The organism is Pseudomonas sp. Y5-11 (assembly GCF_022368695.1).
In the GTDB taxonomy this organism is placed as follows: Bacteria; Pseudomonadota; Gammaproteobacteria; order Pseudomonadales; family Pseudomonadaceae; genus Aquipseudomonas; species Aquipseudomonas parakoreensis.
The window spans coordinates 6,392,492-6,408,960 of sequence record NZ_CP058974.1 but is presented as its reverse complement, the minus strand read 5'-3'; the positions used below and the strand labels follow the sequence as shown (position 1 = coordinate 6,408,960).

Below are 16,469 nucleotides of genomic sequence, written 5' to 3'. Positions count from 1 at the left end.
AGTTTTGCCTTCGGGCAAGTTTCCATTAGCGATTTCGAGAGACGGATGAACATCACCACCTTTGCCAAACGCCTGTGTCTGCTAGTCCCGCTGCTCCTCTCGCCAGCCGCCTTCGCGGCCGAGATGATGCCGTCGCCACCTCAACTGGCTGCAAAAGCCTACGTGCTCATGGACGCCAGCAGCGGCAACGTGCTGGTGGAGAACAACGGTGACCAGCGTCTGCCGCCAGCCAGCCTGACCAAACTGATGACCGCGTACATCGCTACGCTGGAAATCCGTCGCGGCCAGATCGGTGAAAACGACCCGGTGACCGTCAGCGAAAACGCCTGGCGTACCGGCGGTTCGCGGATGTTCATCAAGGTCGGCTCGCAGGTGACCGTCAGCGACCTGCTGCACGGCATCATCATTCAGTCCGGCAACGACGCCAGCGTGGCGCTGTCCGAGCACATCGCCGGCAGCGAAGACGCGTTCGCCGACCTGATGAACAAGACGGTCGCCGATCTGGGCATGACCAACTCGCACTTCATGAACCCGACCGGTCTGCCGAACCCTGAGCACTACTCGTCGGCTCACGACATGGCGATCCTGGCCCGTGCGATCATCCACGAAGACCCGGCTCACTACGCGATCTACTCGCAGAAAGAGTTCTTCTGGAACGGCATCAAGCAGCCTAACCGCAACCTGCTGCTGTGGCGCGACAAGACCGTTGACGGTCTGAAAACCGGTCACACCGACGAAGCCGGCTACTGCATGGTGTCCTCGGCTGTACGTGACGGCCAGCGTCTGATTGCTGTGGTGTTCGGCACCAACAGCGAAGTGGCCCGCGCCGCTGAAACCCAGAAGCTGCTGACCTACGGCTTCCGCTTCTTCGAAACCCAGACCTTCTACCAGAAGGGCACCGAACTGGCTCAGGCCCCGGTGTGGAAAGGCACCACCAGCCAGGTCAAGGCCGGCCTGGCTGAGGACCTGACCATGACCCTGCCAAAAGGCCAGCTGAAAAAACTCGCTGCCAGCATGACCATGAACCCGCAACTGACCGCGCCAATCGCCAAGGGCGACGTGATCGGTAAAGTCGAAGTGAAACTGGACGACAAGGTGGTGCACAGCGCCGACCTGATCGCTCTGGACGCTGTCGAGGAGGGTGGTATCTTCCGCCGCATGTGGGATAGCATCCGTCTATTCTTCTACGGCTTGTTCAACTGATTTGTGTTGACCTGCATGGCCCCGCCCCGTTCCGGTGCGGGGCCATGTGCGTTACCACGGCTTGCGCTCTAGAGGCCGTTACGCCATGACCGATACCGAAGTAAAGGCGCCAAAGATCGAATTTCCGCAAACTGATTATCCGATTAAGGTGATCAGCGATACGGGCGTCGGCAATAAAGACAAGATCATCGACATCGTCAAGAAACACGCGACCATCAATGATGAGCGCATCGACGAGCGTCAAAGCAGCAACGGCAAGTACACCACCATCCAGTTGCACATCGTCGCGACAGACCAGGATCAGCTGTACAACATCAACAGCGAACTGCGGGCTTCCGGTTTCGTGCACATGGTGTTGTGATGCCGGGCACGCTGGGCTTTCGCGAACTTGGCCAGATGACTTACGAGCCGGTCTGGCATGCCATGCAACGCTTCACCAACGAACGCGGCAGCAATGCCGCCGACGAAATCTGGCTGGTCGAGCACCCTCCGGTGTTCACCCAGGGTCAGGCCGGCAAGGCCGAACACCTGCTGCTGCCGGGTGATATCCCGGTGGTACAGGTCGATCGCGGCGGGCAAGTGACTTATCATGGCCCGGGCCAGTTGGTCGCCTACCTGTTGCTGGATGTGCGCAAGCTGGGTTTCGGCGTACGTGATCTGGTCACGCGCATGGAACAGTGCCTGATCGAACTGCTGGCCAGCTACGGCGTCACCGCCGCCGCCAAGCCAGATGCTCCCGGCGTCTACGTCGACGGAGCGAAAATCGCGTCTCTGGGTTTGCGGATTCGCCACGGTTGCTCCTTTCATGGCCTGGCCTTGAACGTGGATATGAACCTGGAACCGTTTCGACGGATTAATCCCTGCGGCTATGCCGGGCTGGCGATGACCCAGCTGAGCGATCACGCAGGATCGATTGAATTTGCCGAGGTAAGTGCCCGGCTGCGCGCGCAGCTCGTCAAACACCTCGACTATGCTGAGCAGACGACCCTGACGGGCGGAATCGACTGATATGACTACTGATGCAGTGCAAACCATGATCCCGACGCTCGACGTGACCGAGCGCCCGGCCCCGCGTCCCAAGGTTGAAGCCGGCGTCAAGCTGCGCGGCGCCGAGAAGGTTGCACGCATCCCGGTAAAGATCATTCCGACCACCGAACTGCCGAAGAAGCCCGACTGGATTCGCGTACGCATTCCGGTTTCGCCGGAAGTCGACCGGATCAAGAGCCTGCTGCGCAAACACAAATTGCACAGCGTCTGTGAAGAAGCGTCCTGCCCGAACCTGGGCGAGTGCTTCTCCGGCGGCACCGCGACCTTCATGATCATGGGTGACATCTGCACCCGTCGTTGCCCGTTCTGCGATGTTGGCCACGGTCGTCCGAAACCACTGGACGTCAACGAGCCGGAAAGCCTGGCCATCGCCATCGCCGATCTGAAACTCAAGTACGTGGTGATCACCTCGGTTGACCGCGACGACCTGCGTGACGGCGGTGCCCAGCACTTTGCCGACTGCATTCGCGAAATCCGCAAGCTGTCGCCGAATGTGCAACTGGAAACCCTGGTCCCGGACTACCGTGGCCGCATGGACATCGCCCTGGAAATCACTGCCGCCGAGCCGCCGGATGTGTTCAACCACAACCTGGAAACCGTGCCGCGCCTGTACAAGGCTGCGCGTCCGGGTTCGGACTACCAGTGGTCGTTGACTCTGCTGCAGCGTTTCAAGCAGATGATGCCGCACATTCCGACCAAATCCGGCCTGATGCTGGGTCTGGGCGAGACCGACGACGAAGTCATCGAAGTCATGAAGCGCATGCGTGAACACGACATCGACATGCTGACGCTGGGCCAGTACCTGCAACCGTCGCGCAGCCACTTGCCGGTGCAGCGTTTCGTGCACCCGGACACCTTCGCCTGGTTCGCCGAAGAAGGCTACAAGATGGGCTTCAAGAACGTCGCTTCCGGTCCGCTGGTACGTTCGTCGTACCACGCCGATGAGCAGGCGAAACTGGTCAAGGCCGAGCTGCTCGGTTCCTGATCCGGCGCTGAGCGCTTTGCGAAAATACCCGCCTCGGCGGGTATTTTTGTTTGCGCCTGCCGCGCACTCTTTTGTTTGTCTTTGTACCTGACTACTGTGTGTGCATGAGTTCACAGGGAGACCATGGATGACCGTTCGACCGACCCACAGCCTTTTTCCGCATAAACCCGTACCAGCGCTACCATCCGAAGGGCTGATCGGCGTGATTGCCCCCGCCGGCCCCGGCGCGCTGGACACGCAAAAGGCTGTGCAGTGGATGCGCACCCGCGGTTATGCGCTGAAGGTATTCCCCGGTGTTTACGAGAAGGACGGCTACCTGGCCGGCAGCGATGACGTACGCCTCCATGACCTGCACGCGGCATTCGCCGACTCAGAAGTCGACGCGATCATCTGCCTGCGTGGCGGCTACGGTACGCCGCGCTTGCTGGACCGGATCGATTACGACCTGCTGAGTCGTCACGCCAAGCCGTTTGTCGGCTACAGCGACATCACCGCGCTGCATCTGGCAATCAGTCGCTACGCCGGGTTCGTGACCTTCCACGGCCCGCTGCTCAACGCCGATCTGTTGGGCGACAAGGAACCACCGACCGTCACCTCATTCTTCGCCATGCTGCGCGGTCAGTTGAAGGCGGGCAGTGTGCTGAGCCATCCAGTGGCTTATCCGTTGACCACGGTCGAACCGGGCATCGCTCACGGGCGCTTGCTCGGCGGCAATCTGGCGATGATTGCCTCGACGCTGGGGACGCCTTATGAAATCGACGTGGAAGGGGTGATTCTGCTGATCGAGGACGTCAACGAGCCGCTGTATCGCATCGACCGTTTGCTCACGCAGATGCGTCTGGCCGGCAAACTGGCTCGATTGCGCGGGGTGCTGGTCGGTGATGTGGCCGGGGTCGATATCGATGCGTTGAACCGTCTGCTCAAGCAGACGTTCGAGCCGTTGCGGATTCCGGTGCTGTCGGGGTGGCGCAGCGGGCATTGTGATCCGAACCTGACCCTGCCGATGGGGGCGCTGATTCGCTTGGATGCAGGGAAGAAGGAGTTGATGCTGGAGCAGGATGTGGTCACCCGATAATGCTCGGGTGACGCAAAAAGATCGCAGCGTTCGGCAGCTCCTATATGGGATTGATACATACCCTGTAGGAGCTGCCGAAGGCTGCGATCTTTTGATTTTGCTTTATTGAGCGCGCAGGCTCTCAAGCAACTTATGCGTCGGGTAACCGTCCGCGGGCCAGCCAAACGCCTGCTGGGCACTGCGGATCGCCTTGCGCGTATTGGCGCCGATGATCCCGTCAGCCGTGCCTGCATCGTAATTGCGTGCGCTCAGCAGGGTCTGCAATTCGATACGCTCGGTACGGCTCAGTGGCAGGTCATCTTTCGGCCACGTGCCGTTGATCAGGCCAGCGCCATTGAAGCGCTCGGACAACAGGCTCACCGCCAGTGCATAGGACGACGAGTTGTTGTATTTGAGGATCGCCCGGAAGTTGTCGAGGATCAGAAACGCCGGGCCACGATAACCGGCTGGTAGCAGCAGGGCGGCGGACAATTGTTCCGAGCCGGCCGGTGCCTGACTGCCATTGGGCAGGCTCACGCCCAGTTGACGCCATTCGGCGACAGTTTTGCGAATCGCGCCATCGGCCAGGGTGTAGTTGAAGCTGCTCGGCAATTGCACTTCGAAGCCCCACGGTTGACCACGCTGCCAGCCGGAGCTTTGCAGGTAGTGCGCGGTAGAGGCCAGAGCATCGGCCGGGCTGCCCCAGATGTCGCGGCGACCGTCACCGTCGAAATCCACCGCGTGGGTATTGTAGGTGGTCGGAATAAACTGGGTCTGGCCCATCGCACCGGCCCACGAGCCCAACATCTTCTCTGGGGTGATATCGCCCTGTTGCAGGATCTGCAGCGCCGCAATCAGTTGCGCATGGGCAAAGCCCGGACGACGACCTTCGTAGGCCAGGGTCGCCAGCGAGTTGATCACTGACTTGGTGCCCTGGAACTGGCCGAAATTGCTTTCCATGCCCCACACCGACACCAGTGCCTGACGATCGACGCCATATCGCTGTTCGATGCTTTGCAGGATGTCGGCGTACTGACTGATCAGCGCCTGGCCCTTGCGCACTCGCAGTGGCGAGAGGGCGCCGTCGAGGTATTCCCACACCGGACGTGAGAACTCCGGCTGGCTGCGGTCGGCCTTGATCACGCTGGCATCGAAGCTGACATTGGCAAACGCGCGATCAAACAGCTCGGCGCGGATCCCGGCCGCCAGGGCATCCTTGCGGAAACCGGCCTGCCATTCGGCAAAGGTCTGGGTGGGCTGAAGATCAAGAGGGTCGGCGGACGGCACTACCGGCGGGATGATTGCCGGGGCTGTTGCGACAGGGGCGGCTTGGAGAGGTTGCGCATCGGCGGCGGTAGGTTTTTCCGCGCAGGCGACAAGCAGAATGAAGCTGGAGGCAGCGATCAGTTGGCGAACGGGCCAACGACGGGAAAGACGAAAGGGCATGCACGGTTCCAGGGGATACGATTCAGGTACAGACCTTAACATGACCGGGGGGTACTGCGCTTCAGGCAGCCAGAAAGTAAGAAGCCTCCCAGCTGTCAGACTGGAAGGCTTCGCGGCGGTAGCTGCCTTTGCCCTTGGACGGTCGTTCCTGGCGGCTGCGGAACAGGGGTTGGGCGACGATGGATTTGGCCTTGTTCGGGCCATGTTTTGATGGCTTTTTGCTCATGATGATTCTCTCGAGTGAGTGGTTTTGCGGGGGAAATAATCTGCCGATGTTGGACGCCTGTCCAGTCCCTGATAGGTAGGAATGTTCTGACGCTTTCGCGAGCAGACTCGCTCCCACATTTGAATGCGTTTCAATGTGGGAGCGAGCCTGCTCGCGAAGAGTCGTTTGCGGTATGACAGATTATTCGGCGGGCAGCGAAAGGCGTTGGCCCGCCATCAACAACGCCAATCGGCTCAGGCTCATCCATGGCGAGCCGGCGGCCTGACCCTTGATCTGCGCATCGATGCGCTGGGCTTCAAGCAGCAACTGCGCCCAGCGTGGCGCCGAGTAGCGTTGCAGGGCTTTGCTCATCAGCGGTTTGCGTTTGTCCCAGACCGGCGGTTTCGCCTGACTGAAGCACTTGTCCAGCGGTGTGCCCTGGCTGTACTGCAGCGAGATATTGGCCAGCAGGCGCAACTCCCGTGCCAGAGCCCAGAGAATCACCGGTGGCTCGACGCCTTCACCGCGCAGGCCTTCGAGCATGCGCAAGGCGTGGGCCGGTTCGCCGTTGAGTACGGCATCGGTCAGGCCGAACACGTCGAAGCGCGCACTGTCGGCCACCGCGGCCTGCACGGTTTCGACGGTGATCTGCCCACCTTCGGCCATCAGCTTGAGCTTTTCGATTTCCTGCGCGGCGGCGAGCAGGTTGCCCTCCACGCGTGCGGCAATCAGTTCGACCGCATCCTGACTGGCCGATAACCCGGCCTGGGAGAGGCGCTGGCGAATCCAGCTCGGCAGCTGATTGGCATCCACCGGCCAGATCTGAATGAACTGGGTCTGCTGACCTTCGACCAGCGCCTTGCCCCACTTGGTCTTCTGCGCACTGCCGTCGAGCTTGGGCAAGCTGATCAGCAGCACGGTGTCTTCGGCGGGGCGTGAGCAGTATTCGATCAGTGCGGCAGCGCCCTTGTCACCGGGCTTGCCCGAAGGCAGGCGCAGTTCCAGCAGACGTTTTTCGGCGAACAACGACATGCTGGCGCCGGCCTGCAACAAGGTACCCCAATCGAAATTGGCATCGGCGGCGAACACCTGGCGTTCGTCGAAACCTTGCTGGCGGGCAGCACTGCGGATGGCGTCGGCGGCTTCCTGACACAACAGCGGGTCATCGCCGCTGATGATATAGACGGGCGCGAGCGCGCCTTGCAGGTGTTTGCCGAGTTGAGCGGGAGCGAGCTTCATAAGAGAGGGCGAACGGGGCGCCTGAGCGCCCCGTACGTCTTACTGCTGCGGCAGTTCGAGCGGCGACTGACGCGGTGTTTCCGCTTCAGCCTTCTGTGCCGCCTTCAGTGCATCGGCTTCGGCCCGGGCACGGTCGTTGGCCGCTTGCTGCAATTGCTGCAGTTGGCCCGGCGTCAGCTGTTGCAGGCGCAGCATCATGCGCTGAACCAATTCGCGACGGGTTTCGCGACGGGCGTCGTTGGCTTCCTGATCGGAGCCGACGAGGTTGTTGCCGTCGTGAATGAACACTTTCTGCACTTCGAGCTTGTCGCTCAGCAGGTTCAGGTTATGTTCGCCAACGATGTCGTAGTTCAGCACGGTGCTGACCTGGTATTCGCCCGTACGGCCGGCCCCGGCGTAGCTGAGGATACGCTGGCTCTCCTGCTCGTCAGCCAGGTACAGCTTGTACGGTGCACCGTTGTAAACCTTGACGCCGCTGGACTCCAGCACCTGACGCAGTTGGGTGACGGTCTCGCCATAAGCGTTGCGGGCGCTCAGGTCGAGCTCCTTGATCGTCAGTTCATTGGTGCCGGTACCACGCAGCTGGAAACCGCAGGCGCTCAGCAGAACGGCGAGGCCCATCACCAGCAGATTGCGTTTGATCATTGTGTTGCTCCCCTTGAAACCATGTGGGCCGACCCTGCGGCCCGAAAGGTTTTACAGTGCGCCAGGCGAACCTGGCGCCCAATCCAATTTAGCTGGCGACGATGTTGACCAGTTTCCCTGGTACAACGATCACTTTGCGAATGGTCAGACCGTCGACGAAACGCAGCACGTTTTCGTTGGCGCGGGCAGCCGCTTCGACTTCTTCGCGGGTGGCGCTGGCCGGCATTTCGATCTGGCCACGCAGCTTGCCGTTCACTTGAATGACCAGTTGCAGGCTGTCCTGTACCAGTGCGTTTTCATCGACCGCAGGCCAGCCCGCATCGATCACCGGGTCAGCATGGCCCAGTTGCTTCCACAGCTCATGGCTAATGTGCGGCGTGATCGGAGCCAGCAGCAGCGTCACGGCTTCCAGGCCTTCGTGAATCAGCGCGCGGTCCTGTTCGGTGCCTTGCGCGGCTTTTTCCAGCACGTTCATCAGCGTCATCACCTGAGCGATGGCGGTGTTGAATTTGTGGTTCTGGCCGACGTCGTGACTGGCCTGCTTGATGGCCAGGTGGATGGCGCGGCGCACGGCTTTCTGCTCGTCGTTCAGACCGGCGATATCCAGCTTGCCCGGCAGGCCCTGGGTGACGTGGGTCTGCGCCAGACGCCAGACGCGCTTGAGGAAACGGTGCGAGCCTTCAACGCCGGAGTCCGACCATTCGGCGCTCATGTCAGGCGGCGAGGCGAACATCATGAACAGGCGGCAGGTGTCGGCGCCGAACTGGTCGATCATCGACTGGGGGTCGACGCCGTTGTTCTTCGACTTGGCCATTTTCTCGGTGCCGCCGATTTCCACCGGCAAGCCGTCGGATTTCAGTTTGGCGCTGATGACCTTGGCTTTGCTGTCGCGCTCCAGTTCCACATCCGCCGGGTTGAACCAGGTGTAGGCACCGTTGGCTTCGCGACGATAGTAAGTCTCGGCGATTACCATGCCCTGGGTCAGCAGGTTCTTGAACGGCTCGTTGGAGCTGACCAGACCTTCGTCACGCATCAGCTTGTGGAAGAAGCGCGCGTACAGCAGGTGAAGAATGGCGTGTTCGATACCGCCGATGTACTGATCCACCGGCAACCAGTGGTCGGCCGCGGATTTTTCCACCAGACCGCCTTCAAAGTGCGGCGAGGCGTAACGGGCGTAGTACCACGAGGACTCGACGAAGGTGTCCATGGTGTCGGTTTCACGCTTGGCAGGCTGGCCGCATTTCGGGCAGCTGCACTCGTAGAATTCCGGCATGCGCGCCAGTGGCGAACCGGCGCCGTCCGGCACCACGTCTTCCGGCAGGACCACCGGCAACTGGTCTTCCGGCACCGGCACGTCACCGCAGGTGGCGCAGTGGATGATCGGGATCGGGCAGCCCCAATAGCGCTGACGGCTGATGCCCCAGTCGCGCAGGCGGAACTGGGTGCGCGAGGCGCCGAGGTTTTTCTTGATCAGGGCGACTTCCATGGCGTCGAAGGCGCCGGTGAAGTCCAGGCCGTCGAACTCGCCGGAGTTGATCAGCGTGCCGTGCTCGCCGTAGGCGTCTTGCCACGGAGCCGGGTTGGTGTCGCCGGAGCTGGTGCGCACCACCGATTTGACCGGCAGGTTGTACTTGTGGGCGAATTCGAAATCGCGCTCGTCGTGCGCCGGCACCGCCATCACGGCGCCGTCGCCGTAATGCATCAACACGTAGTTGGCGACCCATACCGGGAGTTTTTCACCGGTCAGCGGGTGCTCGACGAACAGGCCGGTCGGCAGGCCTTTCTTCTCTTGAGTGGCGACGTCGGCTTCAGCGACGCTGCCGCCCTTGCATTCAGCGATGAACGCTTGCAGCTCAGGGTTGTTCTGCGCGGCCTGGGTGGCCAGCGGGTGCTCGGCGGCCACGGCAACGTAAGTTGCGCCCATCAGGGTGTCCGGACGGGTGGTGAAGACCTTGAGGGTGCCTGCTTCGCCGATCGAGTCGACGTTGTAAGGGAACTGCACTTCCATGCCGCGGGATTTGCCGATCCAGTTGCGCTGCATGGTCTTGACCTGTTCCGGCCAGCCCGTCAGTTCGTCGAGGCTCTCCAGCAGCTCATCCGCGTAGGCGGTGATCTTGAAGTAGTACATCGGGATTTCGCGCTTTTCGATCAGCGCGCCGGAGCGCCAGCCGCGACCGTCGATCACCTGTTCGTTGGCCAGCACGGTCTGGTCGACCGGGTCCCAGTTCACGGTACCGTTCTTGCGGTAGATCACGCCTTTTTCGAACAGGCGAGTGAACAGCCATTGTTCCCAGCGGTAGTAATCGGGCTTGCAGGTGGTCACTTCACGGGACCAGTCCACCGCCAGGCCCAGGCTGCGCAGCTGGGATTTCATGTAGGCGATGTTTTCGTAGGTCCACTTGGCGGGCGCCACGTTGTTCTTCATCGCGGCGTTTTCCGCCGGCATGCCGAAGGCGTCCCAACCCATCGGTTGCAGAACGTTCTTGCCTTGCATGCGCTGGTAGCGGGAGATCACGTCGCCGATGGTGTAGTTGCGCACGTGCCCCATGTGTAGCTTGCCGCTGGGGTAAGGGAACATCGACAGGCAGTAGTAGGTTTCCTTGCCTGGCTGTTCACTGACTTCAAAGGACTTTTGCTCGTCCCAGAACGACTGGGCGGCGGCTTCGATTTCACGGGGCTGATATTGTTCGTGCATGGCTACTTTTGTACTGGATAGGGGTGGCCTAATCCTCTTCAACGCGCCCTCCGGGGGATGCTCCGGACAGGCTGGAAGTGGAATGACAGGAAGCGCCGTAGCATACATGACCGCGCTTGGCCTAGGGAAACCCTGATTACAGCTGTCTGGCCCCCGAAAACCGTGGCGAGGGCCGTTGGTCGCGGCGTTCAGCCGGTTTGTGCAGCGAAGCTAAGCTCTTATTGGGGAGTGAGTCTTATCTTCAATGAGGTGAGGGATGGTGGAGCAACGGCAAAAAAACGTGACGAAACCCGAGTTGTACGAACGGTTGATGGATCGTCTGGGCATGGCGCTCGACGCTGCCAAAACCGCTGGCCGGCTGCGCGACGAGCGCCCCGTGGAACTGGAATTGCGTGGCTTGAGCCCCGCCGAGTTCAAACTGGTCAAGGCCTATCTGGATCGCAGTGAGCGTGAAGCGCATGGATACCTGTCGCAGGCAGTGAAACAGCTCGATACAGCACATTCAGCCAAGGTCATCTGGCTCAAGGACAAGGCGCCCGGCAGAGACACCGTCAAGGTTCGTTCTGTACAGGCCAAGTAAACGCATGGCAGGTCAGATAACGGATCTTTTCCAACAGGATCCTGCCTATCGGTTGTAACGCATCATTAACACTCTTAGGCTTCGGGCATCTCTGGAGATGCCCCGATGCCTTTTCGTTACTTCATCAAACAACTTCTGTTGCCGCCCGGCATTCTTTTGCTGCTGTTGCTGGTCGCCTGGTGGCTGCGCCGCTCCCGGCCGCGACTGGCCGGCTTGTGTTTTGCCATTGGGCTGGGTGGTTTCTGGCTGATGAGCCTGCCGGTGGTCGTGCAGTGGGGCGCCAAGGCACTGGAACGTGAGCCGCCGCTGCCCCGTGATGCCTGGTCAATCCTGGCGCAGCGGGCCGATGCCATCGTGGTGCTGGGTTCCGGGCGCGAGCGCGGTGATCTGGCCTGGGGTGAGGATCAGCCAACCGGCGTGGGGCTGGAGCGTCAGCGCTATGCAGCGCGACTGGCCAAGGCCTCCGGGCTGCCGATTCTGACCAGCGGTGGCCTGCATTACGGCACGCCGCCGACCGAGGCGAAGCTGATGGCCGATTCGCTGCGCGATGACTTTGGCGTGACCACGCGCTGGCAGGAAGGCGAGAGTCGCACAACCTGGGAAAATGCCAAATTCAGCGCCGACATTTTGTTGCCTCAAGGCATAAAACGCGTGGTCGTGGTCACCCAGGCCTGGCATATGCCGCGTGCCGTGTGGTGTTTTCAGCAGGCAGGATTTGAAGTGGTGCCGGCGCCCGTAGGGTTTCTCGGGACCGATAATGCGCGACCGTTTGGTGGCTGGCTGCCGGAGTTCAAGTCGATCTGGCAGAGCGGGCAGTTGCTGAATGAGGCGGTAGGGCAGGTGGGGTATTCGCTGTTTTACCGCTAAGAGCACTGTTTTGAGAGGACTTCTGTGGCGAGGGGATTTATCCCCGATGGGTGGCGAAGCCGCCCCAAAACAAAACCTGCATCTCGGCCTTTCAGGTAAAAAGAGTGCAATGGATTTGCGATGACTGCGTCATCGATCGGGGATAAATCCCCTCACCACAGTGTTCATGGATTGCTTTTAAAGGGTTTTCGACATCCGGCTCGCCATCAGCGCCCAGCCAAACAGCAGCACACAAATGATGATCAGCGGCCACGAGCGCCATTGCAGGTACGGCGTCAGGTTGTGCATCGGCACCACTTCGCCATACAGAATGCCCTGCTCGAACTGCGGAATCTGCTCGGTGATCTGCCCGAACGGGTTGATCAGCCCGGTCACGCCATTGTTGGTGGCGCGGATCATCCAGCGGCCGGCCTCAAGTGCGCGCATCTGCGCCATTTGCAGGTGCTGCAACGGGCCAATCGAGGTGCCGAACCAGGTGTCGTTGCTGATCGTCAGCAGCAGATCGCTGCGTGCCGAGAGACCTGCAGCGAACTCCGGGTACACCACTTCGTAGCAGATGAATGGTGCGATCTGATAACCCTTGGCCTGCAACAACGGCTGATCCGCCGGACCGCGAGCGAAGTCGGACATCGGCAAGTCAAAGAACGCGATCAACCCGCGCAGCAGATCCTGCAACGGTACGTATTCGCCGAACGGCACCAATTTCTGCTTGAGGTAGGTGCCATCGCCTTCGCCGACCACGGTAATGCCATTGAAGAAGCGTTTTTCGTGACGAACCGTCTCGCGGATCGGTACGCCGGTGATCAACGCCGATTTACGCTCGGCGGCGAAGTTACCCATCATGTTCAGGTAGCCTTCGGCGGACTCCTTGAGCACCGGCACCGCGGTTTCCGGCCAGATCAGCAGGTCGACCGGTTTGGAGCGGAAACTCAGGTCGCGGTACAGCGCCAGTTGCGCATTGAGCTGCGCCGGGTCCCACTTCATGCTTTGTTCGACGTTGCCCTGAATCGCGGCAACGCTCAGGGCCGGACCGGACGGACTGGTCCAGGCGTGGCCCTTGAGCGAAATGCCCGCCACCCATGGCCCGATCAGCAACACCAGGCCAGCCGCGATAAAGCCCTTGCGACCGGATTGCAACAAGCGGGGCGCGTTGCAGATCAGCGCTGCAGTCAGCGCCAGAACGAACGATACCAGCCACATGCCGCCGACCGGCGCGAGCCCGGCCAACGGGCCGTCGAGCTGACTGTAACCGGAGTAGAGCCACGGGAAACCGGTGAGGAACCAGCCGCGAAAGGCTTCCTGGCCGACCCACAGTGCGGCAAACGCCAGCGCATCGGCCAGCGGCGCTTCATTGCGGCGCAACCAGCGCGCCCAGACCCAGGCGGGCAGGGCGAAGAAAAACGCGATCGCTGCGGTGAACAGCAGCATCAGGAACCCGGCCAGCAACACCGATGCACCACCGAAATGGTGGATGCTGTAGTAGATCCAGCTGGTGCCGGCACCGAACAGTCCGAAACCGAAGCACCAGCCACGGCCCAGCGCCTGACGCGGTTTCAGCTCACGCAGGCCGGCGTAGAACAGGCCGACCGCGAGCAAAGCCAGCGGCCAGATGTTGAACGGGGCCAGGGCAAAGGTGGTGATTGCACCGGCCGCCACGGCCAGCAGGTTACCGGGCCAGCCGGGGCGGGTTGTCCAGCGCAGGGGGTATGTCATCAGCTATTTCCTGTATCGCGCCGGGTCTGCTGTTACGCAGGGCAAGGCGCGAGGAGTGAAGTTTGGTTTTTCAAATGAACGACGAGCAACGCAGCCCTGCGTAACAGCAGGCCCGGCCCTCCGGGTTACGCCTGAAAGCGGGCCATGCTGCGTTGCAGTCCTTGGAAAGGGAATGCCATTCCCTGCGGACTGCGCCTTGCCTGGCCCGCTTTCAGGCGCAACGCGATACAGGAAATAGCTGATGACATACCCCAATCCTTAGATTTAACGAGCGATTGGCGTCAGTCGCAGCAAATGAATCCGACGGCTGTCGGCATTCAGGATGCGGAAACGATAGGCGCCGATTTCAGTGATTTCGTTACGTTTTGGCAAGTGCCCGAACGCGCTCATCACCAGACCGCCGACCGTGTCGAACTCGTCGTCGGAGAATTCGCTGTCGAAAAACTCGTTGAAGTTCTCGATCGGCGTCAGGGCCTTGATCAGGAAGTCACCGCTGGGCAGCGGCTTGATGTAGCTGTCTTCTTCGACGTCGTGCTCGTCTTCGATGTCGCCGACGATCTGTTCCAGTACGTCTTCGATCGTGACCAGACCGGCCACGCCGCCGTATTCGTCGATGACGATGGCCATGTGGTTGTGATTGGCGCGGAATTCACGCAGCAACACGTTCAGACGCTTGGACTCCGGCACGAAGGTGGCCGGGCGCAGCAGGTCCTTGATGTTGAAGCTGTCGCCGTTCTCCTTGAGGATCAGCGGCAGCAGGTCCTTGGCCAGCAACACGCCCATCACGTCGTCGTGGCTTTCGCCAATGACCGGGTAGCGCGAGTGCGCCGAGTCGACCACGGCCGGGAGGAATTCACGGGGTGTCTGGTTCGCCTTGATGCTGATCATCTGCGAGCGCGGGACCATGATGTCGCGTACTTGCAGGTCAGCCACCTGAATGGCGCCTTCGACGATGGCCAGCGCTTCGCTGTCCAGCAGTTTGTTCTGATGTGCATCACGCAGCAGCTCAAGCAGCTCCTGACGGTTCTTCGGCTCGTGGGCAAAAGCCTGGGTCAGTTTACCCAGCCATGACTTCTGCCCGTTGCTCGATCGATCTTCGCTCATAGCGATTACTCTGAATCCTTTGTTGTAACGATAGGGGATGTTTCGGTTTCGTCGTCCGCGTACGGATCGGGATAGCCCAGTTCGGCAAGCAACTCGCGTTCCAGTGCTTCCATTTCTTCAGCTTCGTCGTCATCTATATGGTCGTAACCGAGCAGATGCAAGCAGCCGTGAATGACTAGATGTGCCCAATGGGCCTTGAGTTCCTTGCCTTGTTCGGCAGCTTCGCGTTCGACCACCGCCACGCAGATCACCAGATCGCCGAGCAGCGGGATGTCGAGGAATTCGTCCGGGACTTCCGCCGGGAACGACAGGACGTTGGTTGCGTAATCCTTGTGGCGCCAGGTGTGATTGAGTTCGCGGCCTTCTTCCTCGTCGACCAGGCGAATGGTCATTTCCGAGTCGGCGCTGCGCTGGCGCAGGGCCAGTTCGCACCATTGGCGGAACTCGGTTTCACTCGGGGCGTTCGCTTCGGTAGCGATTTGCAGATCCAGCTCAAGCATCGCGCGAGGTTTCCCTGGCGGCTTCGGCACGGGTCTCGAAGCGCTCGTAGGCCTCGACGATCCGCTGCACCAACGGGTGGCGCACGACGTCTTTGGGCTGGAAGTGGGTGAAGCTGATGCCCGGAACATCCTTGAGTACTTCGATCACATGATGCAGGCCGGACTTGGTGCCGCGCGGCAGGTCGACCTGGGTGATGTCACCGGTGATCACGGCGGTGGAGCCAAAGCCGATCCGGGTCAGGAACATTTTCATCTGCTCGACGGTGGTGTTCTGGCTTTCGTCGAGAATGATGAAGCTGTTGTTCAACGTACGACCGCGCATGTACGCCAGTGGCGCGACTTCGATCACCTGACGCTCGATCAGCTTGGCCACGTATTCGAAGCCGAGCATCTCGTAGAGTGCGTCATAGAGCGGGCGCAGGTACGGGTCGATCTTCTGCGCCAGATCGCCGGGCAGGAAGCCGAGCTTTTCACCGGCTTCAACCGCCGGACGCACCAGCAGAATGCGGCGGATCTGCTCGCGTTCCAGGGCATCGACTGCGCAGGCCACCGCCAGATAGGTCTTGCCGGTACCGGCCGGGCCGATGCCGAAGTTGATGTCGTTGCCGAGGATTTCCTTCACGTAGCGCAGCTGATTCAAGCCACGGGGGCGAATCATGCCTTTCTTGGTGCGCAGGGCGACGGAAGCTTCAGCGGGAGCGTGATTGTCCAGTTCGACGACGGCCGATTCCTGGAGAAACAGGTGCACCATGTCCGGTGACAGCTCGGTACCCTTGGTTTCGCGGTACAGGCGGCGCAGCAGGTTTTCCGCAGACGTGGTGTGCTTGGGGTCGCCGATCAGTTCGAACTGGTTTCCGCGATTGCGGATCTCGATGGCCAGGCGCTGTTCGATCAAGCGCAGATGCTCGTCGAACTGCCCGCACAGATTGGCGAAGCGGCGAGCCTCAAAGGGCTCGAGGATAAAACGATGTGGTTCTATGGGTGCGTTCAAGGTCGTATTTAGCCGCCCTGGGGCAATTAAGATGAAATCAAGGATAACGCCAGTGGCGTGGGTGCGAAAGCTCTTAAATATCGATGCGAGTTTGGAGCGCCTTTCTGTGGCGGGTGGAGTTATCTGTGGCGAGGGGATTCATCCCCGATGGGCCGCGGAGCGGCCCCAAAACCAGAGCTCTTGGTATGGCAGATT

General features: G+C 60.8%; 16 protein-coding genes. 7 read left to right on the top strand and 9 right to left on the bottom strand.

Annotation, left to right across the window (positions count from 1 at the left end):
* The first annotated feature begins 45 nt into the window (after positions 1–45).
* From HXW87_RS28860 to HXW87_RS28840, 5 genes are all read left to right on the top strand, one after another.
* Entirely contained in the window at positions 46–1,203 is a 1,158-nt protein-coding gene (locus HXW87_RS28860) for a D-alanyl-D-alanine carboxypeptidase family protein (RefSeq protein ID WP_003228546.1), read from the top strand.
* An 85-nt stretch (positions 1,204–1,288) separates the two neighbouring features.
* Positions 1,289–1,564 (top strand): DUF493 domain-containing protein, encoded by a 276-nt coding sequence (locus HXW87_RS28855; RefSeq protein WP_027612895.1) that lies wholly within the window; start codon positions 1,289–1,291, stop codon positions 1,562–1,564.
* Positions 1,564–2,211 (top strand): lipoyl(octanoyl) transferase LipB, encoded by a 648-nt coding sequence (lipB, locus tag HXW87_RS28850; RefSeq protein ID WP_239778238.1) that lies wholly within the window; start codon positions 1,564–1,566, stop codon positions 2,209–2,211. Before HXW87_RS28855 ends, lipB begins: the two co-directional genes overlap by 1 nt.
* A gap of 25 nt (positions 2,212–2,236) precedes the next feature.
* Positions 2,237–3,235, top strand: coding sequence for a lipoyl synthase (lipA, locus tag HXW87_RS28845; RefSeq protein ID WP_162130488.1), 999 nt, complete (start codon positions 2,237–2,239; stop codon positions 3,233–3,235).
* A gap of 127 nt (positions 3,236–3,362) precedes the next feature.
* On the top strand, positions 3,363–4,310 hold the full coding sequence (locus HXW87_RS28840; RefSeq protein WP_239778237.1) for an LD-carboxypeptidase: 948 nt from the start codon (positions 3,363–3,365) through the stop codon (positions 4,308–4,310).
* A gap of 102 nt (positions 4,311–4,412) precedes the next feature.
* Here the strand turns inward: HXW87_RS28840 and HXW87_RS28835 are convergent, their stop codons facing one another.
* The 5 genes from HXW87_RS28835 to leuS all read right to left on the bottom strand — a co-directional run bounded on the left by HXW87_RS28835 (position 4,413) and on the right by leuS (position 10,519).
* On the bottom strand, positions 4,413–5,735 hold the full coding sequence (locus HXW87_RS28835) for a lytic murein transglycosylase (protein ID WP_239778236.1): 1,323 nt from the start codon (positions 5,733–5,735) through the stop codon (positions 4,413–4,415).
* 61 nt (positions 5,736–5,796) lie between these two features.
* A complete protein-coding gene (arfA, locus tag HXW87_RS28830; RefSeq protein ID WP_047296807.1) occupies positions 5,797–5,961 on the bottom strand; it encodes an alternative ribosome rescue factor ArfA in 165 nt (54 codons plus the stop codon).
* Between the two features lie 180 nt (positions 5,962–6,141).
* The gene (gene holA / locus HXW87_RS28825) at positions 6,142–7,179 is read right to left on the bottom strand and encodes a DNA polymerase III subunit delta (RefSeq protein WP_025108700.1); all 1,038 of its coding nucleotides are present in this window, start codon (positions 7,177–7,179) and stop codon (positions 6,142–6,144) included.
* Between the two features lie 39 nt (positions 7,180–7,218).
* Complete coding sequence (lptE, locus tag HXW87_RS28820; RefSeq protein ID WP_041065019.1) at positions 7,219–7,824, bottom strand: LPS assembly lipoprotein LptE; 606 nt, start codon at positions 7,822–7,824, stop codon at positions 7,219–7,221.
* Positions 7,825–7,912: 88 nt separating this feature from the next.
* Positions 7,913–10,519 carry a leucine--tRNA ligase gene (gene leuS / locus HXW87_RS28815; protein WP_095668224.1) on the bottom strand — a complete coding sequence of 869 codons (2,607 nt, stop codon included), beginning with the start codon at positions 10,517–10,519 and terminating at the stop codon, positions 7,913–7,915.
* A 256-nt stretch (positions 10,520–10,775) separates the two neighbouring features.
* Between leuS and HXW87_RS28810 the strand changes: the two genes are divergently transcribed.
* Both HXW87_RS28810 and HXW87_RS28805 read left to right on the top strand, forming a co-directional pair.
* Complete coding sequence (locus HXW87_RS28810) at positions 10,776–11,099, top strand: hypothetical protein (protein ID WP_047296802.1); 324 nt, start codon at positions 10,776–10,778, stop codon at positions 11,097–11,099.
* A 105-nt stretch (positions 11,100–11,204) separates the two neighbouring features.
* The gene (locus tag HXW87_RS28805) at positions 11,205–11,966 is read left to right on the top strand and encodes a YdcF family protein (RefSeq protein ID WP_239778235.1); all 762 of its coding nucleotides are present in this window, start codon (positions 11,205–11,207) and stop codon (positions 11,964–11,966) included.
* Positions 11,967–12,143: 177 nt separating this feature from the next.
* On the opposite strand, the gene lnt is transcribed toward HXW87_RS28805, so the two are convergent.
* The 4 genes from lnt to HXW87_RS28785 all read right to left on the bottom strand — a co-directional run bounded on the left by lnt (position 12,144) and on the right by HXW87_RS28785 (position 16,274).
* Positions 12,144–13,667, bottom strand: a complete 1,524-nt coding sequence (lnt, locus tag HXW87_RS28800; RefSeq protein ID WP_239779194.1) for an apolipoprotein N-acyltransferase — start codon at positions 13,665–13,667, stop codon at positions 12,144–12,146.
* A 276-nt stretch (positions 13,668–13,943) separates the two neighbouring features.
* A complete protein-coding gene (locus HXW87_RS28795; RefSeq protein WP_027612886.1) occupies positions 13,944–14,783 on the bottom strand; it encodes an HlyC/CorC family transporter in 840 nt (279 codons plus the stop codon).
* Positions 14,784–14,788: 5 nt separating this feature from the next.
* Positions 14,789–15,283, bottom strand: a complete 495-nt coding sequence (gene ybeY, locus HXW87_RS28790) for an rRNA maturation RNase YbeY (protein ID WP_182402590.1) — start codon at positions 15,281–15,283, stop codon at positions 14,789–14,791.
* On the bottom strand, positions 15,276–16,274 hold the full coding sequence (locus HXW87_RS28785; RefSeq protein ID WP_097089326.1) for a PhoH family protein: 999 nt from the start codon (positions 16,272–16,274) through the stop codon (positions 15,276–15,278). The genes ybeY and HXW87_RS28785 overlap by 8 nt, the downstream gene beginning before the upstream one ends.
* Positions 16,275–16,469 lie beyond the last annotated feature (195 nt).

Bases quoted from the DNA above. Each gene is read 5' to 3' on its own strand.
- HXW87_RS28860 (WP_003228546.1), top strand. From the start codon at position 46: ATGAACATCACCACCTTTGCCAAACGCCTGTGTCTGCTAGTCCCGCTG.
- HXW87_RS28855 (WP_027612895.1), top strand. From the start codon at position 1,289: ATGACCGATACCGAAGTAAAGGCGCCAAAGATCGAATTTCCGCAAACT.
- lipB (WP_239778238.1), top strand. From the start codon at position 1,564: ATGCCGGGCACGCTGGGCTTTCGCGAACTTGGCCAGATGACTTACGAG.
- lipA (WP_162130488.1), top strand. From the start codon at position 2,237: ATGATCCCGACGCTCGACGTGACCGAGCGCCCGGCCCCGCGTCCCAAG.
- HXW87_RS28840 (WP_239778237.1), top strand. From the start codon at position 3,363: ATGACCGTTCGACCGACCCACAGCCTTTTTCCGCATAAACCCGTACCA.
- HXW87_RS28835 (WP_239778236.1), bottom strand. From the start codon at position 5,735: ATGCCCTTTCGTCTTTCCCGTCGTTGGCCCGTTCGCCAACTGATCGCT.
- arfA (WP_047296807.1), bottom strand. From the start codon at position 5,961: ATGAGCAAAAAGCCATCAAAACATGGCCCGAACAAGGCCAAATCCATC.
- holA (WP_025108700.1), bottom strand. From the start codon at position 7,179: ATGAAGCTCGCTCCCGCTCAACTCGGCAAACACCTGCAAGGCGCGCTC.
- lptE (WP_041065019.1), bottom strand. From the start codon at position 7,824: ATGATCAAACGCAATCTGCTGGTGATGGGCCTCGCCGTTCTGCTGAGC.
- leuS (WP_095668224.1), bottom strand. From the start codon at position 10,519: ATGCACGAACAATATCAGCCCCGTGAAATCGAAGCCGCCGCCCAGTCG.
- HXW87_RS28810 (WP_047296802.1), top strand. From the start codon at position 10,776: ATGGTGGAGCAACGGCAAAAAAACGTGACGAAACCCGAGTTGTACGAA.
- HXW87_RS28805 (WP_239778235.1), top strand. From the start codon at position 11,205: ATGCCTTTTCGTTACTTCATCAAACAACTTCTGTTGCCGCCCGGCATT.
- HXW87_RS28795 (WP_027612886.1), bottom strand. From the start codon at position 14,783: ATGAGCGAAGATCGATCGAGCAACGGGCAGAAGTCATGGCTGGGTAAA.
- ybeY (WP_182402590.1), bottom strand. From the start codon at position 15,283: ATGCTTGAGCTGGATCTGCAAATCGCTACCGAAGCGAACGCCCCGAGT.